Origin of the sequence: Brasilonema sp. UFV-L1 (assembly GCF_012912105.1) — a bacterium.
In the GTDB taxonomy this organism is placed as follows: Bacteria; Cyanobacteriota; Cyanobacteriia; order Cyanobacteriales; family Nostocaceae; genus Brasilonema.
The window spans coordinates 16842-42327 of the sequence record NZ_QMEA01000013.1; the positions used below are offsets into that span (position 1 = coordinate 16842).

Below are 25486 nucleotides of genomic sequence, written 5' to 3' on the forward strand. Positions count from 1 at the left end.
AGAACTGTATACAGTTCACAAGCAGAATGCTTGCTAGAACTAAATTTCTTCCTTTTGAACGAATGAATTGCTGATATCGTCGTCTCCTCCTATGCCTTTTGAATTTCTCCGGATTGCGAATTTTGAATTGCTTATGCCTTACCACTCCCTAGCAAATACAGTAGCGCCATACGAACAGCAACACCACTGGTGACTTGAGATTGAATGAGGCTAAATTCAGGGTCATCCATGACTTCTGAGCTAATTTCGACACCACGGTTAACTGGACCAGGGTGCAAAACTTTGACACCTGGCTGGCACAGTTGTAGCCTTGAGTGTGTCATCCCAAACATCTGGTGATATTCTCGCAAAGAAGGCAATAAATGAGCACTCATTCGTTCTTTTTGCAAGCGTAAAGTCATCACAAAATCTGCATCTTGCAAAGCTGGTTCTAATTCCCAGTGGAGAAACAGTTTTCCTGGTTTGTCGTTGGCGTAATCTAGAAATAATTTAGGTAAGAGGGTGGGTGGTGCAGCTAGATGTACATGAGCACCACTTGCTGTTAAACTCCAAATATTTGAGCGTGCTACCCGCGAATGGAGAATATCCCCAACAATAGCTATCTTTTTTTCTTTTAAAAGCTCGACTCGGGGAAGATCGGGGTCAAGCAGTGTACAAATCGTAAATAAGTCCAACAGAGCTTGGGAAGGATGCTCGTGTTGACCATCACCAGCATTGAGAACACTGACTTTTACACCGAGGCGATCCATTTCTTGGGCGATCGCCACAGGAACTCCAGCCTCCCGATGGCGAATCACCATAATATCAGTTCCCATTGCCAAGTAAGTTTTTGCCGTGTCGAGAATCGTCTCTCCTTTTGTGATTGACGAGGTTGCTGAGGCAAAGTTGAGTGTATCCGCCGAAAGTCGCTTAGCAGCTAGTTCAAAACTGCTGCGAGTGCGAGTCGATGGTTCAAAAAATAAATTCGCCACAACTTGTCCCTGCAAGGTTGGGACTTTCTTCGTCCGCCGTGATAGCACTTCTTGAAAACTAGCAGCTGTTTGCAAAACGGTATCATACTCAGCGGTTGTGAAGTCAGCGAGGGAAAGAATGTGGTGACGAGTCCAGGTAGTATTAGACATAAATAGCTAGGATTTTTGACAGAAAGACACGTCTACAGCGCACTGCAGGGGAAGCTTCGATGCACACTGATACCCAATACTTCTCGGTTAAGGGGATTAGAGGTAGGAGAAAAGGGAAAGAAAAATCTTTAACCCTTATCCTTTACCCCAAGCCAAATTTTGAGTTAAAAATGCGCTCACCCGAGTTGTATTGCACTGATACCGCCTTTGGAGGCTACTTGCGAGTTAGTTCCCACTTCATTAGTTTCAGTGGGGCTTATTTTATCGCATTTCTACAGTTTTTTAATTTACATATACATCAGGAATTATCTCACCTGATATCTATCAAAATACTTATCTACCCTAATAACTCCTTGATTTTAAGTCATAAGCCAATTTAACTCATCCCCTGGAGCTTAAAAACGAGCGTACAGTAATATAGCAGTTCTAAAGTTCGGCTAAAACAACAAATGAGATTTTCCTCTAGAGTGCTGTCGTCGCTTTGGTTTGCGGATGATTTACCTTATCCTCTTCTACGCAAACCTCCTCGTTTTTAGATTTTTTGTGTACAAAATTTACTCAAGCTGATGTACGCTTTTGAAAGTAAATGCGGTTTACTACGAGATCAAAGGTGTTGTAGTTTACCAAATCCCAATCACATTGAGTAGATTAGTCGCTGAATGACATCTGTCTATGCGACTTGGAACTATTGTGTGATGTGTACTTTGTCTCGTCAGAGATTTTCATTGTTGACTTAACCCTCGTCAGGTTTGCTTCTACCAAAAGTGACAGTAGAATTACTGCTCCTCCTAAGTTCATGTAAACAAATCTTTACGAGGATAGATTGATGCTATCAAACAACACAACATTCGAGCAGCAAGTCTTAGAACTAACTAACCAAGAACGAGCTAAGAATGGTCTTTCACCTCTAAAAGCCAATGATGAACTGAACTATACTGCTGACAAATATGCTGAAGACATGTCACAACGTGGTGTCTTAAGTCACACAGGAGCCGATGGCTCTCAAGCCTGGGATCGAGCCAAGACAGTAGGCTACGAAGCTAGAATGATGGGAGAGAATATAGCTCTAGGTCAAACAACGCCTCAACAGGTTGTTCAAGATTGGATGAATAGTTCTGGACACCGAGCTAATATCCTCAACTCCGGATATACTGAGCTAGGCGTTGGTTTTCATAACAACTATTGGGTTCAGAACTTTGGTAGTGGTGATACAAATTCCATGACCAACATACCAAACTCTACATCTAACTCAGGGACTGCATCCAACTCAACCTCTGCCCCGCAATCTACCCCCACAGGGACAATCACACTCAACAGTGTTTATTCTTCAGACTCTGTTTCTGAACCCACATCTCAATCGATTTCTGACGACATTGGTAAAGAAACTGGTGATGACTGGCTACTCAATGGTGGTATGGGGAACGATACGCTCTCAAGCACTCCAAATGATGATACTTTCCTAGTTAGTCAAGATGAAAGCTTTGCCTGGCTTAATAACAACCTTCAATTTAGCGAAGACAAAGCTGTTATTGATTGCAGCATAATTCTTGGGACATTAGTAGCACAGCAAACAGACAACTACACCATGATAGGGGACAGCAATACGGGAACTTGGTTAGCGCAGCTCAAAGAGGTTAATCCTAATGCTTTGATGACAGAAACACAAAACACTTTCGTGTAAAGCCACTTCGCTCTTAACACTCACCTAGTGTGTGGCACGACGGTATGTCGTGCCACTAACATCATGTGAAACTTAGTGAAAAAAGTTTATCATTCGCTAGGATAGACCCACTTTGGAGGTTCCATAAGTTTTTTCAGTCGTGCTGCTTCAGCTATTTCATGCATTTTTTCCAAAGAAGTCTCTTGAATAAACTTTGATGCAGCATCTACGTGCGATTTTTCATCGGAAGCACTGTCGTTGGTTTTGCTTTCTGGATTATTTACCTTATCCTCTTCCACGCAAACCTCCTCATTGGTCATTTTGAGAACAGCAATCATCGAAAATTATGGGTCCCAAACCCCGTCCTTCTAGGACGGCTTTATATTTTTGAACCATTACCGCCTTGGGGTTACTGGATTTGGTGTACTTTTGTAATGTACTTTCAATGGGACAGTTACCATTTCAAATTGTTCAACGCCAGATACCTCTGTCGGGAAACCCTCCTGCAGTACTGGCTCCCCTGTACGCATAACGGTTTTGCTCTGTAGAGCCTTCCTTTGCGGGAGTAATGTTAGCTGAGTCCCAAGGGGACACGCTGCGCGAACGACAAAGTTAACGGTCGGTACTATATCAAAGACACTGACTTAACCCTCTAAATCTGTTTAATCCTTGATTTCTAGAGCTTGGAACTAGCTATGCCTAACGGCACGCTGCGCTAACGTATTCCAAGGTAGGAACTTAAACACTTGCCGTTAACGTAGTACACAAGGTACTTAGTCTGGTCAACTAATCCTAAAAGTTTGAGGCTAGAAGCCCCTCACCTTCAGGCAGGGGTGTTGACTGACAGGAGTTCCTACTGTCAAGTAAAAAGACTTGTGTTACTTTAGTAAATCTTAACCTTGTGACTGCCTTCTGTAACCTTGTATGCAACATTTCTAAAATTCTGCTCTAGACGAATCATACGCAGCAGTCTCTACAATCGAGAAGGGATTCAAATATATCTTTCTTAAAAGGGCGCAGATGTCAGAAATTTTTGCTACCACTGGAACCATCGCCGCGATCGCCACTGCTGTTGTTCCTCAACAAGGTAGTGTTGGAATTGTGCGCGTCTCTGGTTCACAAGCAATGCACATCGCCCAAATTCTTTTCTATGCACCAGGACATCAAGTCTGGGAAACTCACCACATTCTTTACGGTTACATCCGCCATCCCCAAACCCAGCAACTCGTAGATGAAGCACTTTTGCTGATTATGAAAGCACCTCGTTCTTACACCCGTGAAGACGTAGTAGAATTTCACTGTCACGGTGGAATTGTGGTGGTGCAGCAGGTGTTACAACTGTGTCTGGAACATGGCGCAAGGTTAGCACAACCTGGAGAATTTACCCTGCGGGCGTTTTTGAATGGACGACTAGACTTGACTCAAGCAGAAAGTATTGCTGATTTAGTTGGAGCGCGATCGCCTCAAGCTGCACAAGCCGCACTCGCTGGTTTACAAGGGAAATTAGCTGCTCCTATTCGTCAGCTACGGGCGATCGCCTTAGATGTTTTAGCAGAAATTGAAGCCAGGATAGATTTTGAGGAAGACTTAGCTCCGCTGGATGATAAACACATCATATCAGAAATTGAGAGAATTTCAGCAGAAATTTCCCACATTCTCGCAACAGCTGATCAAGGGGAACTCCTGCGCACAGGTTTGAAAGTGGCAATTGTCGGACGTCCCAACGTCGGAAAATCAAGTTTATTAAACGCTTGGAGCAGAAGTGACAGAGCGATCGTCACCGACTTACCTGGGACAACCCGCGATGTTGTGGAATCGCAGCTCGTTGTTGGTGGAATTCCCGTGCAGGTACTAGACACAGCAGGAATTCGCCAAACACAAGACCAAGTAGAAAAGATAGGGGTTGAGCGTTCCCGCCGTGCAGCCAGTGCAGCAGACTTAGTGCTTTTGACCATTGACGCAGCAGCAGGTTGGACAGCACTAGACCAAGAAATTTACTCTCAGGTGCAACATCGTCCGTTAATTTTGGTGCTCAATAAAATGGACTTAGCATCAAAACAAGAAGTGCAGTATCCAACAAATATCAAACATGTTGTCAAAACAGTCGCTGCTCAAAATCAAGGTATTGATGCTCTAGAAACTGCGATTTTAGAAAAAGTGAAATTAGACAAAGTGCAAGCTGCAGACTTGGATTTAGCAATTAACCAAAGACAAGCAGCCGCACTGGTAAAAGCGAAAACATCACTAGAACAAGTGTGTTTAACAATTGCTCAACAATTACCTCTTGATTTCTGGACAATTGACCTACGAAGTGCAATTCATGCTTTAAGTGAAATCACAGGGGAAGAAGTTACAGAGTCTGTTTTAGACAGAATTTTTAGTAAGTTTTGTATTGGCAAGTAAACCACATCAGACGAGTCAGCCCTTTCGGGGAGCTGGGGAGGATGAAAATTTTGAATTTTGTTAGCGCAGCGGGACGCAGTCCCGGATTGAATTTTGAATGTTTGAGTAGCGGGTGGAGGGTGTCAAAAAACTCAAACAGATGCACTGTTGTTTATGCGCTTTTTTCGTTGTAATATTTATGCGAACGTCTGACGAACACTTTTAGCAAAAGCAACGCCTGCTACTGTTCTATTTTAAAAAACTTTCTTGTTTGAAGAATATGAACTTTTTTGTTAATAAATTGCGCGAATTTTCTATTAATAATCTTCGCCCTTTCATTCACAAGACGGGATTTGATGTCGTAAGATTTCCTCCTCGGAAATATAATTTCTTAATCAAATTATTAAAGAACCATAATGTAGATACAGTGATAGATGTTGGAGCTAATCTGGGTCAATATGCTACGGAGATTAGAACAGAAGGTTTTGATGGACGTATTTTATCTATAGAACCAATACCAGAAGTTTTTAGCTCTCTTCAAAAAGCTAGAGCTAAAGACTCAAAGTGGTCAGGTTTTAATTTTGCTTTAGGCTCTGAAAATGGAACCACTCAAATAAACTTAACTAATTTTTCTGATTTAAGCTCTATATTGGAGCCTACCGAATATGCTAGGAGTGTAGCACCTGCTTTTGAGATTAAAGAAAAAATCCAGATTCCATTAAAGACATTAGATAGCTTTTGGGAAGAAAATAAGTTAGATAATTCCAAAGTTTTTTTAAAGTTAGACTGTCAAGGCTTTGAAGAACAAATTCTAGAAGGAGCTCATGAATCTCTTAAAAAAGTTGTGGGCGTTCAAATGGAACTATCATTGAAGGCTTTGTATAAAAACCAAAGATTATATAATGAATCTATTGCCTTTATGAAAGAAAAAAACTTTGAAATTTATCACATACTGCCAGTTTTTAGCGATATAAATACGGGGCGACTTCTTGATATGGATGGCTTTTTCTTCAAAAGTCAGGACGCTTGAGAGCATGATTGAAAAATTTGTCGTCCTCATCCCTGGGGTGAAAAGTAGTAGATTTCTTTAGGCTGACGGTGTTACGCGATCGCGTGTAAGTCCTGACTTCTACTTGATGCACCAGATGGTTGCATACAAACCACGAGATTGAAGCTGTACATTGTCTTTCTTGAAACCTGCTGTGAGCATAATATCTTGAAGTTCTTGGAGTGAGAAAAACCGAAACACAATGCTGGGAAATGGTTTAAGAAAAGTAGTTGCAAATAGCTTACCACCAGGAAGCAAGACTCGGTAAATGTTGCGAATTCCTTCAACAGCATTCTTCCAGCAGTGCATTGCAGCACCAGCATATATCGCGTCAATAGAATTTGATGCCAAAGGTAACGCTTCCACATCAGCACGGATAATAGTTATCTGGGACGGTGATATACCCTCTAGTTTCATTTTTTGCTGCAACTGTGCCAGCATTGACTCTGAATAATCCAAGGCAATGATATGCTTATACCTCCCAGATAGCGCCAAGCGTCGTGCCATAATGCCTGTACCGCAACTGATATCTGCCACAATCGCCAAATTTTGACCAAAGAAATCTGTAACTAGCTGAAATTCAGTATCAATACCCCCTAAGTTACGCAATCCAAGTGCCCAAATTGGAGGTAAGATGCGTTCGTATAAAAAAGGGATAATAGGAAATCGGAATAACTCTGTGCGTAGAGGCTTTGCATTATCCTTGTTTTCTTCAACCGTTCCAAGTACAGCCCAGGGAGTCAAATCCATCAAAGGCGAAGGCATTTTTGCTAACTCGTTTTTGAAGTAGTTAACGCACCCATCACACTGCAGCGGGATTTCGGCTTTTGCTTTGCGACAAACAGGACAAGCAATTATCTGTTGTAACATGGACATAGCTTTTTTTACTCGACTTGTTTAACTATTATTTTCTCAACATTGCCTTCAGTTTTCCGAAATCGATGAGCACAGCATGGTAGTCATTATTAGACAAGCAACTTATAACTAATCTCTATAAATAAAGCACGGAGATATACTCCACAAAGAGCGAGCGTCATAACGACGCTCGTTTTGCAATTGGGTGATATGGGCAATATACATCTATTTACCATAAAGACAACTGCCCTGGCGAGACATTAGATTTACTGTTTTAGTAGTAAAAAATCTAACACACGTAGCATAAAGCAACAAAATTATCTTGTCTCTCATCAAAAAAATCTTAGCTAATCGCATCGTAAATGCTTGCTGTGTAAAAGCGATAACCTTATCAAAACATTAACATTTCGTTAACAGATTATCAGAGCATTACCAAAACGTCGTAATGCTTGCTGTATAAAGGCATAACCGCTTTTTGCTTGTCACAAGATGCCGTTATGACCGTAAGCAAAAACCATGAATTGTTGTTAATTAATCACGTCTAATTACTGTTAACAGGAAGTATTCGCTCATGGGTAATCACTGAGTTCTATAGGCTTATCCAGAAATTAACCTTGAGGACATATTCTGTATGAGAATTCCATTAATTTGCGGATAGATCTAACACTCATGAAAAAAGCGAAGTATTTAGCTTTTCTGATTTGTTTTGCATCTGCATTTGCACCTGCTCAGACTTCCAGTCAAACTTCCAGTGTGCATCTAAGAATGGGCAATCCTAGTAGCGCTGGTACTTCCAGTTTGAGTAACTATTTATTGACGAAAACCCAATACGCAACATCACACCACTGTAGTAGAGGTATTCCAAACTGGGTAAGTTAGCAACTCAATAGCTCCTGGCTTGGTAGTGCTCCAAGACAAGATGATTTCCGTGCAGATACTTCCTTACCTTCTGGATGCTATCAAGTCACATCCTCTGATTACACAGGTAGTGGATTTGACCGAGGGCACATGACGCCTTCAGCAGACCGAACTGATACAGTCACTAACAACTCTGCAACATTTTTAATGACGAATATGATTCCCCAGGCTCCAGATAATAATCAGGGACCTTGGGCAGACTTGGAAGATTACAGCAGAGATTTAGTCAATCAGGGAAAAGAGCTATATATTATTTCTGGTAGTTATGGTTCAGGTGGTACTGGTTCCAATGGTGGAGCTAGCAGTATTGCGAGTGGACGGGTAACAGTCCCAGACCGAACCTGGAAAGTGATTGTAGTTCTCGATAGCCCCGGAAACGCAAGTAGTGTCACGACTTCCACACGTGTGATTGCAGTCAATATGCCCAACGAGCAAGGCATTAGATACGATGACTGGCGGTCATATAGAGTGAGTGTTGATTCAATTGAAAGCGCGACGGGTTATGATCTTTTATCCAATGTTTCTTCTTCTATTCAATCTGTGATTGAAGCGAGAGTCGATAACCAATAAATTTGATGATTGCATCAAATTTATTTAGCGTGTCTAAATAGTGATTAGAGACGCTAAATAATGATTAGAGTTTAGTAGGACTTATGCAAGAACTCTCTAAAACTCTTATTCCTATGCCCTGCGGGCACGCTGCGCGCTCCGTGTCCTTTGCGTCCTATGTCCTATGCCCTGCGGGCACGCTGCGCTAACGGACACGCTAGCCCCTAAGAGGGGCGCTGCGCAAACGCTAACGCGGTTCGTTTTTTCATAAATTTGCGTAAGTCCTGTTTAGGTTTCCACCACTTTAGTTGTTAATCCTGCTAAATCGCCTGACTCAGTTTTACCAACCACGTAAACATCAATACTTCTTTTGCCAATACGATAAACTCGGATGTCACTGAGGTTGCTTTGAAGCACTTCTACAAGATGACGATACTTGCTTACGTTTTCTTTTTGTTGGTCATCATGCCATTCTTGCTCTTGTGCAAGCTTGCCAAACAGATGATCCATATCAACCGTTTGTATTGGCGCGTTTTGTGGATGACCTGTTAACTCTAAGATTTTCTCAGGAGTGAGTTCAGAGGTACACGACCATACGAAAGGCTCAAAAGGGTAATCTGACTCACTTGGCATAAATAAGCCAGAACAAGCATCTTTTAGTTTTGCAGCAGTCTGTTCAGAAGAATTACTCATTGTAGTTATAAACTTGACAAAAACCATCTAATAGTATTCCCGGTTCCTGCTTTGTAGCCAGGGGCTAGGAACTATAAGAATCATTTGTCAGAATATTCTGACTTCTGACTCCTGAGTTCTTTCTTGTTCAAATCACAAATGGTTCTAAGTACACATTGCACCACTCTCCCCGAAAGCGTTCGGTCACAAAGGGTCTGACTATAAACTTGGGTGGGCGACCATCCCGCACATCAATACGTACACAAGAGTAGGGTAGCCGCATTTGAACATCGTATCCATGACGACCAATAAAAAGTAAAGAATCCGCAACTTTACGGATAGGACTTCCTGGAAGTTCCTCAAAAGTCTCCATCAATTCTGAACCCTCATTTCGCTGACGCCGGGGATAATGACCACTACCACCAGAGATAATGCAGTTGATAAAAGAGTCAGCGTGTCCAGTATCCACAGTGCGAAGGTGCTCCAAACAGTGTGCATGACCATTTAAAATCAAATCAACTATTGGACGACCTTGACTTAAAGAACCAAGCGTGTATGCAACTTCATCAAAGACCCAGCGCAGATAACGGCGAACTGCTAACGTTTGTGCTTGATACCACTTCGTTGCCTCTGTAACGTAAGGAGGATGATGAAAATAAATGATACGTCCGCGTACTTGCTCAGTATTCCAAGATTCAATAAGTCTTTGCTTGAGCCAGTTTAGTTGTTCAAAGTCTACGGCTGACACTTTATGAGATTCAAGTTGTTTTTCAATATCAATTTTTATCTCATCAATTTGGTATAACTTGGCTTTGAGGGCATCAAGTTGTTCAGCTTGTACAGGTATCTCCGCATTGAGTTTGTCGCAAGCTTCTAGAATTTGCATTTCCTCTTGCTCTATCTCATGCCGACGATGAATCAATTTGCGACGTTCGGCTTCTCCCTCTTTTGTCGCTGGGAGTGGTAATGGTTCATTAAAAGTATTAGAGTCGAGGGCAAAAAAGTCAATCCCACCGTAACGAAATGTATAGTAGCGGTTGGGTAAGCGGGTGAAACATCCGGGTTGATAACGCAAACAGCGTCCTGTGTCAGTCTTAGCAGTGTAATGATTGTCTAAGTGATGTTCCAACTGTTCACCAGAAGTCACTGCTTGAAGATAATCAAGAAACGCTCTTGCATAAGCGTCACCTTTATAAGATCCATGCCAGCCTATCTCCACGTCTCTGTAGCGGAGTAGGCGACGCAGTGGTCGTGTGCTTCCGGAAAGCAAACGATATATCAACGGTACGTCATAGTAATCATGATTACCCATGACTGGCAGAATTGGCAGGTCAAAAACCATACGATCATAAGAAATACATTTAGGGTTTTCCCCACCAACAAGAAACTCGCGGTAAGGTTCAATAAAGTTGGTTGGGTAATACTCATGAGACCCCACCACATAAATGACATCACCTGTATGAAGAATAAAACGACATTCTTCGCGGTGAGCAAGCATCAATTCAGTAATTTGCCGTTGGGGATGATGTCCGTGATGTTCTGTGGTGCCAGTATCACCTATGACTAGAAAAGAGAATTCTGAATTATCCGAGTTACCATCATCTATAACCATACTGGTTTGGTCAATTCCACGCTGGATGAGACTCGGATGTCCCCACCGCACCCGTTCCTTCATCTTTTGGACTTTTACAGGAATTGGTGGATCAAATATGAATTTCATAAGTCAATACTCATGAGTTATTAGTCATTTAGCTATTGTCCCATTAGTCCCCAATTTCCTCTACTGATATCCTGCAGCTTGCAACGAAAACAGTGTTGCATAACGTCTTCCTGCTTGTAACAACTCCTCATGAGTTCCTTGTTCCACAACTTCCCCAGCTTCAATAACAACAATTTTGTCAGCCATCCGCACCGTAGAGAAGCGGTGAGATATTAAAAATACCATCTGATTTTTGGTCAAAGCGCGAAAGTGATTGAAAATATCAAATTCTGCTTGCGGATCCATTGCCGATGTTGGTTCATCCAAAACCAAAATATCTGCATTCGTTCGCATAAAAGCCCGCGCAAGAGCAATTTTCTGCCACTGACCTCCAGAGAGTTCTTGTCCACTCCTGAACCATTTCCCAAGCTGAGTCTGAAAGTTATCAGGCAAATGTTCTATAAAAGGCAGCGCCATGCCTTTTTCAGCCGCAGTTTTCCATCGGATTTTATCTTCAATATAGTCCACATCCCCGACACCAATATTCTCACCAACGGTGAATTGGTAGCGGACAAAGTTCTGAAAAATAACCCCGATGCGCCGTCGCAGCACATTCACATCCCATTCTTGCAAGTCCAAACCATCAAGTAATATGCGTCCAGAGTCTGGGGTGTAAAGTCGAGTTAGTAGCTTAATTAATGTCGTCTTGCCAGAACCATTTTCACCAACAATCGCTAATTTCTCTCCAGGTTGCAGGTGAAGTGAAATATTTTTCAACGCTGGTTGCAAATTTCCTGGATAAGTAAATGATACATTTTCAAAGCGGACTCCATCTTTGGGTTTCAAACCTTTGGTCGCTTTACCCTGCGGTTTTGGAACTTCCTCTTCTAGAAACTCATAAAGATTAGAAAGATACAAGTTATCCTCATACATCCCCCCGATGGAAGTTAAGGCATTGGAAAATGTTAATTGTCCTTGGCGAAATACAGTCAGATACATAGTCATATCTCCCAAGGAAATTCTCCGCGCCACTGTCTCCACCACAATCCAGGCATAAGCCATGTAAAAAGCTACAGTACTCAACAAATTCAGCAGATAACCCCACCGTCCTCGCCGTAGTGTCAAGTTGCGGTCTTCGTCATAAAGTCTATTGAATAAACTGTGGTAACGTTGCAGCAACATATCCCCTAGTTGGTAGAGTTTCACTTCCTTAGCAAAGTCTTCTCTCGCAAGCAGCGTTTCTAGGTAATGCTGTTGGCGCGTTTCCGGCGCACGCCAACTAAATAGGCGAAAAGCTTCTCCTGCAAATTTCGTTTCGGCAAAGAATGCAGGCATCGCTGCTAAAATAAGTACCACCACCGCCCAAAATGAAAACTTTACCAGCAAAACACCATAAGTCACAAGTGATAAGGCGTTTTGTACTAAGCCAAAGGTGCGGTTGACTAAAGACAAGGGACGAATTGATGCTTCTCGCCGTGCATTAGTCAATTTGTCATAAAACTCTGAGTCCTCAAACTGTGTGAGGTCGAGTGTCAGCGCTTTTTCTAGGATGAGAATGTTAACTCGTTGACCAAGTTGCATCCGTAGCAATGATTGGCAAACTGTAAGTCCTCGCTGACTCAGCGTTAGTAAAGCTACGGCGATCGCCTCTAATCCCACATACATCAAGGGACGATAGTTGTTGACAAAAATATTATTATATGCATCGCTTTGAGAAGCAATAATAACAGCATCAACAATTAACTTACCTATATAGGCTATAGCTGCTGGTAAAAGACCAGCCACCAAAGTTAAACTCGCAAAGATAATAGTCAGGGGGCGGCTAGTCGTCCATACTAAGCTAATAGCTCGTCCACTGTATCGAAAGACAGCAAGAGATTGGCGCAGGGCGTTGCGTTTTTTACGTATCCTCATATTCTTTTTATAATGTAAAAATGCCCCTGATTGCAGCGATCTGCAAAGGAGCGCAAGCGTTTGCGCAGCGCCCCCTAAGGGGCTAGCTATCGCCCTACCGAAGACGCGCATACCCTAAAAAGATACTGCTGGCATCCTGCGGAAGATACAGAATTTAGAGCAAGATAACTAAAAACTTCTTCAACAAACCAGAATTAACTAATTGTCTCGGCTCGAATTTCTTGAATAATGGTAAAAATTTCTTCTTGTGATTCAATATGCTTTGCTAACACTTGTGCAGTAGCTTCAAGGCAGCCGATACACAATATCCGTGCGTCTTTTTTACTGCAATAAGGTTGCTGTTAAACCTTTTTTCTCTCCCCGTGCTCTAGAACTGCTTGGCTGTTGCTCGTTACGTTTCACTTTGTCTATATGCCAATACGGTTCAGATAAGACCAAAACCATTGTCACATTGTCATCCTGGCAATGTACGAACGCTCGGATGCAACGTCTCTACACATCATCAAATTTCACTAAAAATTCTTAACTGAACCGTATTGGTCTATATGCCCTCCAGGTACGCACTCGCATTCGCTGCGAACAGATTCGCTCTTCAGCATAGGTGTCTTTTTTGGATAAATTATTAAGAAAATATTACAAGATAAAAACTAAATTAAAAGAACGTCAATTAATTTGATGCAGAGAAAGTTGTCAAAATCAGCAAAAAAGAAGGATGATTTGGAATAAGTCTGGAAAAATAAAGACCGTCTCAAAACTGCACCACCCTTAAGAGGATGATTCCCAGACAGAAAAAAGCGCAAGAACCAAAAAGGAGCAATGACGCAGAAGCAGGTTTTGAGGGCAAAAGAAAAAAACAAACACAGAGCCTAGAATTTTATGAATATCAGCAGTGCAAATACCGCAGTGCAAGCATTGGGTGAGAAATTACCTTTTCCACTCAAGCGCTTGGCATCTTTGGCTTACAACTATTGGTGGAGTTGGACGAGCGATCGCGTAGCGTTGTTCCAAACCATCGACCCCCAAGCATGGGAACGCTGCGGGCATAATCCAGTGGAAATGTTACAGTCAGCGACATACGAACGTCTCACACAGCTTGCTGAAGACCCGTTTTATCTCAAGCAAATAGGGTCACTCGTGCGTGAGTTTGACGAATACATGAGCACAAAAGACACTTGGGTGAGTCGAGTTGCACCACAAATTACTCAAGAACACCCTATTGCTTACTTTTGTGCTGAGTTTGGCATACATGAATCTCTGGCTGTCTACTCTGGTGGTTTAGGGATTCTTGCAGGTGACCACTTGAAGTCAGCATCAGATTTGGGAGTCCCAATGGTTGGTGTGGGCTTGTTGTATCGCCAAGGTTACTTTCGGCAAAGGTTAAATCGTGGCGGTTGGCAAGAAGATTACTACGTTGACAACCCCTTTTCCCAAATGCCTCTAGAGTTAATGAGAAATCAGCAAGGGGAACCAGTCACGATAGAGATACAAGTTCGCCAACGACTAGTGAGAGTGCAAATTTGGCGAGTCCAAGTGGGACGAGTGAGTCTTTATTTATTGGATAGCGATCGCCACGATAATGATCCCATTGACCGCTGGCTAACTGGACACCTTTACGGTGGTAACCAAGAAACTCGCATTGCCCAAGAAGTCGTCTTGGGAATTGGTGGTGTGAAAGCCCTAACAGCCTTGGGGATTCAGCCTTCTGTCCATCACCTCAACGAAGGTCATGCTGCATTCTCCACTCTAGAAGTTGCACGACAAGAAATTGAGCGCACAGGCAAATCCTTCTACGACATTGAAGCCGATGTGCGAAATCGTTGTGTGTTCACCACTCATACACCGGTTCCCGCAGGTCACGATGTCTTCTCGCCTGACTTGATAGACTCGTTCTTTGCTCATTACTGGACAAAGCTACGCCTATCCCGCGAGCAATTCTTAGCATTAGGCGCACGCCGACTGGGCGATCCTTGGGAACCTTTTGGTATGACAGTTTTGGCACTGCGGATGTGTCGTGCTGCTAATGGTGTGAGTGAATTGCACGGTCATGTTTCTCGTAAAATGTGGACAATTTTGTATCCACAACGTTCTGAAGATAAAGTCCCCATCGGTTACATTACCAATGGTGTCCATGCACCTACTTGGACTGCTCCCTTAATGGCAGAATTGTACGCCCAATATCTAGGCGATGATTGGAAAACTCGCGTCATTGACCCGAAGACGTGGGAGAAAGTAGATAATATTCCGGATGAGGAACTCTGGTGGCGACACCTCGTCTTAAAAGAAAGACTCATTGCCTATACTCGGTATAAAGTGAAAAAAGCACGGGAACAACGCGGTGAAGAATACCAGAAAATTCAGGCGGCAGAAACACTGCTTGATCCCAAAGTGCTGACTATCGGATTTGCCAGACGCTTTAGCCCATATAAGCGTGGTCATCTGCTTTTGCGTGACGCCGAACGGGCAATTAGAATATTTGGTAATGCAGAACGTCCCGTACAAATTATCTTCGCAGGTAAAGCTCACCCAGCGGATGAAGAAGGCAAACGAATTATTCAACGCTTGATGGAATGGTGTCAGCATTCAGCAATTCAGCATCGAGTTGCCTTTATCGAAGACTACGACATCTACGTTGGTCAAAAACTCGTCCAAGGTGTTGATGTTTGGTTGAACAACCCCCGTCGCCCCTTAGAAGCATCTGGTACAAGTGGGCAAAAAGTCTGCTTTAACGGTGGAATTAATTGTAGCGTCCTGGATGGCTGGTGGTGTGAAGGATACAAAGCAGATGCAAATGGTCAAGGGATAAATGGGTGGGCAATTGGTGAAGATGCTCACACCAGCGATCAAGATTTACAAGATAGTATAGATGCGGAGTCACTATATAAGCTTTTGGAAGAGCAAATAGTGCCCTTGTACTACGACCAAGATGCAAACGGCACTCCTCACCGCTGGGTGCAAATGATGAAGGCATCAATTAAGACGAATGCACCACTGTTCAACACAGATAGGATGATTGCCGACTACGTTTCGCAGGTATACGTCCCAGAAATTGCCACTCGTGTAGAACCGATTTTAGCGAAGGTTCTGGTGTAAAGAATTTTAGGTTTCTTGGTTCAGCATTGAGGCAGGTTTTCAACCTGCCTTTTTCTTTGCTTTAAATATATTTAAGCACTCAGCATGAAGCAAAAAGTGCTTGAAATTCCAAAAGATGCCTATAATTAAAGTGTAAATTTATTCGGAGCTTTTTGCTTAATCGTGATTTCTACGGATGGACGCAAGATATCAGGCAAGCAAACTCTCGGAGCAGTGGTCATCACTGGCGCATCAAGTGGAATCGGTGAAGCCAGTGCTATTTGCTTAGATAAACTCGGATATCAGGTATTTGCTGGTATACGCAAGAATACTGATGGTGAGCAGTTAAGACGCAAAACCTCAGCAAGATTGACACCGCTTTTGTTAGATGTCACAGATGAAGCATCGATTATTGCAGCTGCAAGCACTGTGAGTGCAGCTTTGAACACTGTTGGTCTTGTTGGTTTAGTCAACAATGCTGGTATAACCGTCGCAGGTCCACTCGAATTTCTTCCTGTGGCTGATCTTAGAAAACAACTTGAAGTGAACGTCATCGGACAGATAGCCGTCACGCAGGCATTTTTACCACTTTTAAGAAACGCTCAAGGTCGTGTTATCAACATTGGTTCCGACTTGGGCAAGATTTCTACACCTTTACGCGGTCCTTATTGCGCCTCGAAATTTGCATTGGAAGCACTTACAGACGCGCTTCGTATGGAGTTGCGACCTTGGAGTATTGAGGTATGTATGATTCAACCAGGCATTATCACAACGCCCATTTGGGATAAGTCCATAGCCTTAAGCGAAGATATTTGGAGTAAATTGCCGCCTCAGGCGCACAACTTATACTCATCAGCCTTATCTGCTACCATTCACGCAGTAAGTAAGTTAAGGAAAAATGGTAGTTCTGCGGAAGTCGTTGCCAAAGCAGTTGTCCAGGCGCTGAGTGCTAAAAAACCAAAATCTCGTTATGTAGTAGGATTGGATGCCCAAATCAATATTTGGCTCTCCAAAATTCTCCCCACTCGCCTGCTTGATAAATTGATTCTTCAATACTTTGGTTTACCGGAAAATCCTTTGTAATATTTACAGCACATGATTTTGAACTCATATCACCACTTTTGAGCAAAAGTCCTCACAGAGAAAAGCGATGTTGTGTTAACTGATCACGAATGGAGTTTTTCTGCCATATGACGTATTTACAAAAAAAATGTGCCTACTTTTTCTGCCATATGACGTATTTACAAAAAAATGTGCCTATCTTATTTGATTAATCTTTACTCACTAAATAAAAACTGGGATGCTCCCCCGATTTTTTTGTTTTGAAAACTTGATTTAGTAAGTTTATTGACCTTGAATTTGTGTAAGATAGAAATTCAATAAAGACTGCATCTAAAAATCTAGAAAGTTTAAAAGATAAGCCAGAGCAAGAAAATCACCGTAAAGTGAGGCAGTTCTGGAGCGTCTGTTAGAAGTGGTTGCAAAGAAACCATCAGGATTTGGATATGAATTCCGAAGATGGACTCTTGAGCAATTAGCAACATACACAGCACAACAAACTGGAATTAAGTTAATAGGCAAGCAAGTCAGGAGGATATTAGAACAAAAAAAAACGCTGAGAACTAAGCAGAATATACCTTAAAAAACAAACAAGAATCGAAAAAGAACTCAACCTTTCAAGAAAAGTTAATGGAATAGCAAGATTCAAAATAAGGAAAACACTGTCATTGTAAGTTAAATGTCTAACCGCTTATCAGCTTGCTCTTAATATTCTTTGACAAATCTTTTTTCTCTCCTTGCATCAATATAAAAATTATGTAAAGTCCTGGTTGAGGTATTTCAAAATATGTATGATTGTGGCATATTAATTTGAGTGGCTAGAGTATTCAACCTAATTTGAGTGGCTAGGGTATTTAACCACTTTAAAAACCCAAAACCGAAAGGTATCGCACCTTGAAAACAACTAAAGATAAGGGGTTCCAAACAGGAAAAGCTTGTGTGGGTAAAATCTTTCTTGGGTACCAAGGAAAGCGAAAACCAAATCTTGAATGGTTTGAGTTGCACCGTGTGGCGCACGCAAACTGACTGTTACAATGCAGTGAAAAGTTGATAAAACATCCTCCTCTTAGACTCAATATTTAGTTGTATTAGAGCAGTTATTTGGTGAGTCAGCATACTCCGGCAAGGTTCTTGCCGTGAGTGACTGGCGAAGCTGAAGAGTTGGACTTAGTAGTGAATTCCTTCACTAAAGATAATCATAGTTAACTAGTAAAGTTAACTATCCTTGGTGGTATTATGAAAAGAATGCCGAAAAAGGCGGCTAAAAACTATCTGGTTTGTAAACCACAGTCGAGTCAAAACTAGCTAGCCTGTAAAAAGGTCAAATGGGAATCCACTTTTGTTAAATTAGCTGAAAATAACGGGTGACAAATGGCTAAAAGCTTCAAATAAAATTCACTCTCGATTAGGGTGGGCTACACCCGAATTTACGCTTGTGGACAAGAAGGAGCCGACTCCCTTGGTGAGCCAGCGCCGTGCGGGGGTTCCCCCCGTTGAGGCGACTGGCGTAGAAGCAAGAAGCAGACCCTCTAAAGGAAACTTTAGTTGAATGGCTAGCTTTAAAAAAGTTTGGTCAAGTTTTGTATAGCAGTCTAGGTATTGTTGCAAGGCATAGATAATTTTGAGGCACGTCGTTCGCGTTGCGTGAGCGCGGCGCACTGGATCAAAAATTCCACTGCTTTTTATGTAACCCTCCCTTGCTCGGTTCCATAAAAAGCGTTAGAAATGTTAAGACTTTGACGTCATGTGTGTTCCCTATTTCCCCCTACGCATCGGTGTATATTTCACCAACTTCCGAATTCCGAGCGTTTGTAACCATTCCAACACGGGAAGTAATGTATAATAAATCGCTAGAAAACAGCAACATTAATACGCAGCTGCGACGAATTCCTGTAGCCATTGTCGGTATGGCTTCTATATTTCCGCAATCTAGGAATGTACAGGAATACTGGGAAAAAATTGTTAACAAAGTTGATTGTATTACTGATGTACCATCATCCTACTGGGACGTAGAGGCTTACTACGATCCAGACCCCAAAGCCCGTGACAAGACCTATTGTAAAAAGGGCGGATTCATCCCAGAAATTGAATTTAACCCGATGGAATTTGGGCTTCCCCCTAATCTCCTCGAAGCAACTGATACCTCACAACTGCTATCGCTAGTAGTTGCTAAACAAGCAATAGAAGATGCGGGTTACGGACAAGAGCGGCAGTTGAATCGAGAGCGGGTTGGAATCATTTTGGGAGCAGCTGCTGGAAAGCCGCTGAGCATGCCCTTGAGTGCGAGGATACAGTATCCTATTTGGGAAAAAGTTCTTAAAAGTAGTGGACTGTCCGAAGAAGATACGCAAAAGATTATTGAGAAAATAAAATCCGCCTATGTGGAATGGGAAGAGAACTCATTCCCAGGCTTGCTCTCCAACGTAATTACCGGACGAATTGCTAATCGCCTAGATTTAGGAGGAACTAACTGCACGGTTGATGCCGCCTGTGCCAGTTCTTTAGCTGCTTTAAAGATGGCAATCAGTGAGTTGGTCGAGCATCGGTGCGACATGATGATTACTGGAGGTGTTGATACCGACAACAGCATCATGACTTATCTGTGCTTTAGCAAAACGCCTGCTCTCTCCAGAAAACAGCAAAGCAGACCGTTTGACATTGATGCAGATGGAATGATAGTGGGTGAGGGGATTGGCATGGTGGTGCTCAAGCGTCTCGAAGATGCTGAGCGAGACAACGACAAAATCTACGCCGTCATCAAAGGACTTGGTACATCCAGTGATGGCAGGTACAAGAGTATCTATGCTCCTCGTGCCGAAGGTCAAGTCAAAGCGCTACAACGTGCTTATGAAGATGCAGGCGTTTCACCAGCAAGTGTCGGTCTGGTTGAAGCCCACGGAACAGGTACGATGGCTGGAGACCCAGCTGAGTTTACAGCTTTGAAGCAATTTTTTGGCGAAAATACTTCAAAAACACAACACATCGCCCTTGGTAGTATAAAATCCCAGATTGGACACACCAAAGCAGCAGCTGGTGCAGCAAGCTTAATCAAAACGGCTCTGGCTCTACACCACAAGATATTACCACCTACCATTAACATCACTAAACCAAACCCTAAATTAAACATTGAAACCTCGCCATTTTATTTAAATACAGAAACTCGACCCTGGCTTCATGCAGATGGAGAAACACCAAGGCGGGCAGGAGTTAGTTCTTTTGGATTTGGTGGCACGAATTATCACGTTGTTTTAGAAGAATATCAAGGGAAACACAATCAAGCTTATCGTTTACATAACACCCCTTCACCGGTGCTTTTACATGCGCCAACACCCATACAATTATTAGTTCAGTGTCAAGATGTACTCCATCAACTCCAATCGGACGCTGGAGAACGGCACTTTGCGCAACTGATTGATCAGTCTAAATCATTAGAAATTCCTGTCACGTCGGCCAGAGTTGGATTTGTCGCCGATTCTCTAAAAGAAGCCTGCAACTTGTTGCAAGCCACGATCAGCATGCTGAACAATCAGCAAAGTTCATCGTGGGAGCATCCTCAAGGGATTTACTATCGACAATCTGGCATGGCGCTTGAGGGAAAAGTCGTTGCTCTGTTTTCTGGGCAAGGGTCTCAGTATCTAGAAATGGGTCGGGAATTAGCGATTAATTTCCCCAGTCTCCACCAGGCTTATACTCACATGGATAGTCTGTTGACCAAAGACGATTTGAAGCCACTCTCAGAAATCGTTTTCCCTGCCCCTGTATTCGATGATGCACAAAAAGATGCTCAAGTCAAGGCATTGCAGCGTACAGAATATGCTCAACCAGCGATTGGGGTGTTTAGTGTTGGTCTTTACAAGATACTGCAACAAGCTGGGTTCAAGCCCGATGTTGTTGCAGGACACAGCTTTGGAGAACTGACAGCCCTCTGGGCAGCAGGCGTTTTCAGTGATGAGGATTACTTCTTCTTGGTAAAAGCCCGTGGTCAAGCTATGGCTACCCCAGATAATCCCAATATTGATGCGGGAACCATGCTTGCAGTGACAGGAGATGTCACTCATGTTGAAGCCATAATCAAGAATTTTCCCAAAGTCACAATTGCGAATTTCAACTCTAATAGACAGGTTGTGTTGGCAGGGTTTAAGTCGGAACTTGCCAAAGTTCAGCAGACATTGACTGATCTAGGGTACTCTACAGTTTGGTTACCTGTTTCGGCAGCCTTTCATACACCACTAGTTGCCCATGCCCAGAAACCCTTTGCTCAAGCGGTTGAGTCCGTGGCGTTCAACAGGGCTAAAATTCCAGTCTACACTAATGTGACTGGCAAGTCTTATCCTAGTGAACCCCAAGCGATTCAAAACAATCTCAAAGAACATTTAAGCAGCTCAGTCTTGTTTAAGCAGGAGATTGAAAATATCTATAATGCTGGAGGTTCGTGCTTTGTAGAATTTGGACCGAGGAGCATTCTGAGCAACCTAGTGAAAGATAGCCTTGGCGATCGCCCACATTTAACAGTAGCGTTAAATGGTAGTCGTCAAAAGGATAGCGATCGCCAATTGCGGGAAGCAGTTGTACAGTTGCGCGTCGCAGGTTTAGCGTTGAAAAACCTTGACCCCTATCAACAGTCGCAAAAAATTCCCTCAGTTCAGAAAGCCAAAGGGTTAACGTTCCGTTTAAACGGAGCTAACTATGTGTCAGAAAAAACGAGAATGGCTTTCGAGGAAGCCTTGCAGGATGGACATCAAGTTAAGTTGAGTGCCGCTCAACAACCCAAAGAAATCTCCGTGACTTCCTCTGTATCGCTCATTGCTACCACCAGTACTGTGCCAGTTTCCCCTGAACCCATTGCCTCGGAAAAATCAACCGCAACTCAACCTGAGGGTGATCTCATCACTCACTCTACGTCATCCGTAGCCGTGGCTCGCTCAGTAACCGTTACTTCTGAACCCATTCCGACTCAACCAATCCCAGAAACCCCTATGAGCTACCAACGCGTTCTAGACAGCTTGGAATATTGCCTTGCGCAGTTTAATCAACATCAAAGCGAAACTTTGCATATTCATGGACAGTATCTGAACCATCAGATGGAATATGCCAAACTCTTCTTTCATCTAATGCACGAGCAGAATGAGTTGTTTTTCAACAGCAACAATACTCATCAATCGGCGCAAACTCGGTCAAGTGCATTGGAAAGCCTAGAGCGTAACTTAATGCGGTTTCACGATCATCAAGCTGGAACCCTGCACGCCCATGAGCAATCCATAAACCATCAGGCTGAGTATGCCAAAAACTTTTTCCAACTGATACAGCAACAGTACAACCTGCTGATCACGGGCAATTCCACTCACAACGGTTTGGAGCAAACTCAGGCAGCAGTAAACGTTGCTAACACGCAGGATCATTCTGTCGCTCTACCAATTGAAAAACCTGTACTGATCTCTGAGCCTGTCATTCACCCTGAACCCGTCGCCACGAATGGTTATAAACTAGCCCAAGACAACTCAGTAGCTCAAGAAGATCATAGCGATTCAGCAGCAACAGTAACGTCTACACCACCTGTCGCCCCCGATCCACAGCCTGTTGCTAGCAATGGCAATGGCAGCAAATCGCATTTGGAAATTCCGGCAGCACTGGCATTCACCGCACCTGTCGCCCCCAGTCCGCAGCCTGTTGTTAGCAATGGCAATCGCAGCAAATCGCATTTGGAAACTTTGGCAGCACCGGCAATCTCCGCACCCGTCGCTCCCAGTCCGCAGCCTGTTGCTAGCAATGGCAATGGCAACAAACCACTCCCTGCAACTTCGGTGACAGTTGCAAAGCACACGGAAACAGTAGCCGTAACCGTTACACCACCCGACTCCCTTGAGTCTAATCCTTTGACCCAAATGCTACTAGCGGTAGTCAGTCAGAAGACGGGTTATCCTGCGGAAATGCTGGAGCTAGACATGGATATGGAAGCGGATCTGGGGATTGATTCAATTAAACGAGTGGAAATCTTCGGCGCACTTCAGGATCAATTCCCCGATGCGCCTAAAGCTAATACCGAAGAACTCACAGAACTGCGCACCCTCGGCCAAATCATTAGCTATATGTGGTCACTTGCACCACAGACTCCTTCAGCCCCGCCTACACCAATCAGCCCTACACCTGAAGTGCGGAAGTTGGAGCAGGAAACTCAACTGACTACTCGGATTGAAACTAGCTCGGAGCGAGTATCCACCAGTAATGCAAATGGAACTCAACTCGTGCAGGAAAGTGTGGAGATAATAGCACAGACTGTTGCAACAGCAACATTCGTCCCCACACCATCAGACTCCCTTGAATCTAATCCTTTGACCAAAATCCTACTAGCGGTAGTCAGTCAGAAGACGGGTTATCCTGCGGAAATGCTGGAGCTAGACATGGATATGGAAGCCGATTTGGGGATTGATTCGATTAAACGAGTGGAAATCTTCGGCGCACTCCAGGATCAATTCCCTGATGCGCCCAAAACCAGTACCGAAGAACTCACAGAACTGCGCACCCTCGGCCAAATTATTAGCTATATGCAACAGCAGGCAAAGGCGGCTGAAAAAAAAAGTTTGGAGATGAGGCAGCCAGTCAGCAGCCGAGCTTAAATCACAATTTAAATCACAATATTCAACGCAGCCTAGTCAGGCTAATGGTCTTACCTGAACCTGACTATCTAGATTTTTCCTTACCAGAACATCACATTTGCTTGCTCACTGATGACGGCTCTGTGACTACCACGAAATTAGCACAGTCCCTGACTGCACAAGGATGGAAGATTGTAGTTTTGAGTTTTCCCCAATTCTTGATTGCTGAACAATCTCCTTTACCTGAAGGCATCAGTCGAGTGGTACTTGAAAATCTGAGCGAGGATTGTCTTAAACAACACTTAGCTGGAATAACGGCAACCTACGGTTCCATTGGCGCTTTTATCCATCTACATCCTTTATTCCCGGTCAGCGAGAACGGTGAAGTCTGTTATCTAGAAGCGGATAAGGCGATCGTCAAGCAGATCTTTCTCATGGCTAAACATCTCAAACAATCGCTCAACCAAGCATCCTGCCAAGGAAACAGTTGTTTTCTCACCGCTACTCGTCTCGATGGAGCATTCGGTTTGCAACAAAACGTAAAATTTAGCGCGATCAGCGCTGGTTTGTTTGGATTGACTAAATCCCTAAACTTTGAATGGAAATCTGTGTTTTGCCGAGCGCTCGATTTGAGTCCCAATCTCAATGCTGAGCAGTCAGTTCAGGCCATCATTGCCGAACTGCATGACCCGAATCGCAATCACACCGAAGTTGGGTATAGTTCTCAGGGAAGAACAACCCTTATCAGTGAGCTTTAGCTGATCTGAAAATGGGTAAAAGGTTACCAGATTTTTAGGGCAGTGGGCGTAGCCCAGTTTTTAGGGCGAAGCCCCTCTCTTTTTAAGTAAGTTTGAGATTTTCATCCAACTTTCATAAACGTTACCGTTAGCTTCAAGGCAAGTAAAGTAGCCCATAAGCAAGGCTTGCGCCTTAATCATAGAAGTTTGAGCAAAAAACTTAGCACACTTAGGGAGTGATTCAATTGACAGCACAGCTAGACGGAAAAGTTGCTTTGGTGACTGGTGGCGGCTCAGGAATTGGTAGAGCTACGGCACTAGCAATGGCCAGAGAAGGAGCGAAAGTTGTCATTGCCGATGTGGGTATTAAGGGAGGTGAAGAAACAGTACACCTCATCCAAGAAGCCAACGGTGAGGCAATCTTCGTTCCAACTGATGTCTCTAAGGCAACTGAGGTTAGAACTTTGATCAAGAAAGTGGTCGCGCTCTATGGCTCGCTCGATTGCGCCATTAACAATGCTGGAATCGACGGAAACACCGCTGCAACGGCTGCCTGCACTGAAGAAAACTGGGATCGAGTGATCAACATCAACTTAAAAGGTGTGTGGTTGTGTATGAAATACGAGATTCCCGAAATGCGACAGCAAGGTGGTGGCTCCATAATCAACATGGCGTCGGTAGCTGGTTTAAGAAGCGGATTACAACGTTTTCCTGCCTACACAACAAGTAAGCATGGTGTAGTTGGGTTAACTAAAGCTGCTGCTGTGGAATACGCAAGAGTAGGTATCCGCGTCAACGCGGTTTGTCCAGGTTGGATCCTAACGCCAATGCTCGCCATCGACGATCAGCTTGAAGCTTGGGTCAAGAGCGTAGTACCTGCCGGACGTTTTGGAACTCCGGAAGAGGTTGCCCAAGCAGTAGTCTGGCTTTCCTCGGATGCCGCTTCGTTTGTGACCGGACACACTCTAGTAGTGGACGGCGGTTTTATGGTGGGCGCAGGCAGCTACAGTCTGAATTCAGGAATTAATAGTTAAGCTTGCCTCTTTTAAAGAAACCAAAACTTCTTTAGTAATCAATTCAAAACTCAAACTTTAAAATTCAAAATTGGGTTCATGATATCGAAAGCTCAAATTAACCGCTCGTAGATGTATCCCCACATCTCCCCAAACATACCCAATTTGGGGAGATGCTACGAGCGTGCAGTCTAAGG

15 protein-coding genes and 1 pseudogene are annotated in these 25486 nt (G+C 43.5%); 9 read left to right on the forward strand and 7 right to left on the reverse strand.

Annotated elements, in window-relative coordinates; translation table 11 throughout:
• Nucleotides 1-131: 131 nt before the first annotated feature.
• Nucleotides 132-1121, reverse strand: a complete 990-nt coding sequence (locus DP117_RS06425) for an aspartate carbamoyltransferase catalytic subunit (RefSeq protein WP_169217499.1) — start codon at nucleotides 1119-1121, stop codon at nucleotides 132-134.
• An 826-nt stretch (nucleotides 1122-1947) separates the two neighbouring features.
• On the opposite strand from DP117_RS06425, the gene DP117_RS06430 reads away from it, so the two are divergent.
• Nucleotides 1948-2802: a CAP domain-containing protein gene (locus tag DP117_RS06430; RefSeq protein WP_169217500.1), complete on the forward strand. Its 855-nt coding sequence runs from the start codon at nucleotides 1948-1950 to the stop codon at nucleotides 2800-2802.
• Nucleotides 2803-2891: 89 nt separating this feature from the next.
• Here the strand turns inward: DP117_RS06430 and DP117_RS06435 are convergent, their stop codons facing one another.
• A complete protein-coding gene (locus DP117_RS06435) occupies nucleotides 2892-3101 on the reverse strand; it encodes a hypothetical protein (protein WP_248277552.1) in 210 nt (69 codons plus the stop codon).
• Nucleotides 3102-3801: 700 nt separating this feature from the next.
• Between DP117_RS06435 and mnmE the strand changes: the two genes are divergently transcribed.
• Together mnmE and DP117_RS06445 are read left to right on the forward strand one after the other, a co-directional pair.
• On the forward strand, nucleotides 3802-5184 hold the full coding sequence (gene mnmE, locus DP117_RS06440; protein WP_169217502.1) for a tRNA uridine-5-carboxymethylaminomethyl(34) synthesis GTPase MnmE: 1383 nt from the start codon (nucleotides 3802-3804) through the stop codon (nucleotides 5182-5184).
• A gap of 259 nt (nucleotides 5185-5443) precedes the next feature.
• Nucleotides 5444-6193 (forward strand): FkbM family methyltransferase, encoded by a 750-nt coding sequence (locus DP117_RS06445; RefSeq protein ID WP_169217503.1) that lies wholly within the window; start codon nucleotides 5444-5446, stop codon nucleotides 6191-6193.
• Between the two features lie 99 nt (nucleotides 6194-6292).
• Here the strand turns inward: DP117_RS06445 and DP117_RS06450 are convergent, their stop codons facing one another.
• A complete protein-coding gene (locus DP117_RS06450; RefSeq protein ID WP_169217504.1) occupies nucleotides 6293-7087 on the reverse strand; it encodes a class I SAM-dependent methyltransferase in 795 nt (264 codons plus the stop codon).
• A 648-nt stretch (nucleotides 7088-7735) separates the two neighbouring features.
• Between DP117_RS06450 and DP117_RS06455 the strand changes: the two are divergent.
• A pseudogene (locus tag DP117_RS06455) lies at nucleotides 7736-8554 on the forward strand (DNA/RNA non-specific endonuclease).
• A 267-nt stretch (nucleotides 8555-8821) separates the two neighbouring features.
• On the opposite strand, the gene DP117_RS06460 reads toward DP117_RS06455, so the two are convergent.
• The 4 genes from DP117_RS06460 to DP117_RS36895 form a co-directional block, all read right to left on the reverse strand.
• Nucleotides 8822-9226, reverse strand: coding sequence for a nuclease A inhibitor family protein (locus tag DP117_RS06460; protein ID WP_169217505.1), 405 nt, complete (start codon nucleotides 9224-9226; stop codon nucleotides 8822-8824).
• Between the two features lie 127 nt (nucleotides 9227-9353).
• Complete coding sequence (locus tag DP117_RS06465; protein ID WP_169217506.1) at nucleotides 9354-10925, reverse strand: metallophosphoesterase; 1572 nt, start codon at nucleotides 10923-10925, stop codon at nucleotides 9354-9356.
• Between the two features lie 60 nt (nucleotides 10926-10985).
• Complete coding sequence (locus DP117_RS06470; protein WP_169217507.1) at nucleotides 10986-12818, reverse strand: ABC transporter ATP-binding protein; 1833 nt, start codon at nucleotides 12816-12818, stop codon at nucleotides 10986-10988.
• Between the two features lie 321 nt (nucleotides 12819-13139).
• Entirely contained in the window at nucleotides 13140-13262 is a 123-nt protein-coding gene (locus DP117_RS36895; RefSeq protein WP_282440258.1) for a hypothetical protein, read from the reverse strand.
• A gap of 432 nt (nucleotides 13263-13694) precedes the next feature.
• Here DP117_RS36895 and glgP point away from each other — a divergent pair, with 432 nt between their 5' ends.
• From glgP to DP117_RS06500, 5 genes are all read left to right on the forward strand, one after another.
• Nucleotides 13695-15908 (forward strand): alpha-glucan family phosphorylase, encoded by a 2214-nt coding sequence (gene glgP / locus DP117_RS06475; RefSeq protein ID WP_169217508.1) that lies wholly within the window; start codon nucleotides 13695-13697, stop codon nucleotides 15906-15908.
• 162 nt (nucleotides 15909-16070) lie between these two features.
• Nucleotides 16071-16970 carry an SDR family oxidoreductase gene (locus DP117_RS06480; protein WP_339381024.1) on the forward strand — a complete coding sequence of 300 codons (900 nt, stop codon included), beginning with the start codon at nucleotides 16071-16073 and terminating at the stop codon, nucleotides 16968-16970.
• Nucleotides 16971-18781: 1811 nt separating this feature from the next.
• Nucleotides 18782-23560 (forward strand): type I polyketide synthase, encoded by a 4779-nt coding sequence (locus tag DP117_RS06490; RefSeq protein WP_169217510.1) that lies wholly within the window; start codon nucleotides 18782-18784, stop codon nucleotides 23558-23560.
• Between the two features lie 44 nt (nucleotides 23561-23604).
• A complete protein-coding gene (locus DP117_RS06495; RefSeq protein ID WP_169217511.1) occupies nucleotides 23605-24297 on the forward strand; it encodes a hypothetical protein in 693 nt (230 codons plus the stop codon).
• A 224-nt stretch (nucleotides 24298-24521) separates the two neighbouring features.
• Nucleotides 24522-25310: an SDR family oxidoreductase gene (locus DP117_RS06500; protein WP_169217512.1), complete on the forward strand. Its 789-nt coding sequence runs from the start codon at nucleotides 24522-24524 to the stop codon at nucleotides 25308-25310.
• Nucleotides 25311-25486 lie beyond the last annotated feature (176 nt).

Excerpts from the sequence above, each read along its gene's own strand:
- DP117_RS06490 (WP_169217510.1), top strand. The coding sequence starts at position 18,782 with ATGTATAATAAATCGCTAGAAAACAGCAACATTAATACGCAGCTGCGA.
- DP117_RS06465 (WP_169217506.1), bottom strand. The coding sequence starts at position 10,925 with ATGAAATTCATATTTGATCCACCAATTCCTGTAAAAGTCCAAAAGATG.
- glgP (WP_169217508.1), top strand. The coding sequence starts at position 13,695 with ATGAATATCAGCAGTGCAAATACCGCAGTGCAAGCATTGGGTGAGAAA.
- DP117_RS06460 (WP_169217505.1), bottom strand. The coding sequence starts at position 9,226 with ATGAGTAATTCTTCTGAACAGACTGCTGCAAAACTAAAAGATGCTTGT.
- DP117_RS06435 (WP_248277552.1), bottom strand. The coding sequence starts at position 3,101 with ATGACCAATGAGGAGGTTTGCGTGGAAGAGGATAAGGTAAATAATCCA.
- DP117_RS06430 (WP_169217500.1), top strand. The coding sequence starts at position 1,948 with ATGCTATCAAACAACACAACATTCGAGCAGCAAGTCTTAGAACTAACT.
- DP117_RS06495 (WP_169217511.1), top strand. The coding sequence starts at position 23,605 with ATGGTCTTACCTGAACCTGACTATCTAGATTTTTCCTTACCAGAACAT.
- DP117_RS36895 (WP_282440258.1), bottom strand. The coding sequence starts at position 13,262 with ATGGTTTTGGTCTTATCTGAACCGTATTGGCATATAGACAAAGTGAAA.
- DP117_RS06425 (WP_169217499.1), bottom strand. The coding sequence starts at position 1,121 with ATGTCTAATACTACCTGGACTCGTCACCACATTCTTTCCCTCGCTGAC.
- DP117_RS06470 (WP_169217507.1), bottom strand. The coding sequence starts at position 12,818 with ATGAGGATACGTAAAAAACGCAACGCCCTGCGCCAATCTCTTGCTGTC.
- DP117_RS06445 (WP_169217503.1), top strand. The coding sequence starts at position 5,444 with ATGAACTTTTTTGTTAATAAATTGCGCGAATTTTCTATTAATAATCTT.
- mnmE (WP_169217502.1), top strand. The coding sequence starts at position 3,802 with ATGTCAGAAATTTTTGCTACCACTGGAACCATCGCCGCGATCGCCACT.
- DP117_RS06450 (WP_169217504.1), bottom strand. The coding sequence starts at position 7,087 with ATGTCCATGTTACAACAGATAATTGCTTGTCCTGTTTGTCGCAAAGCA.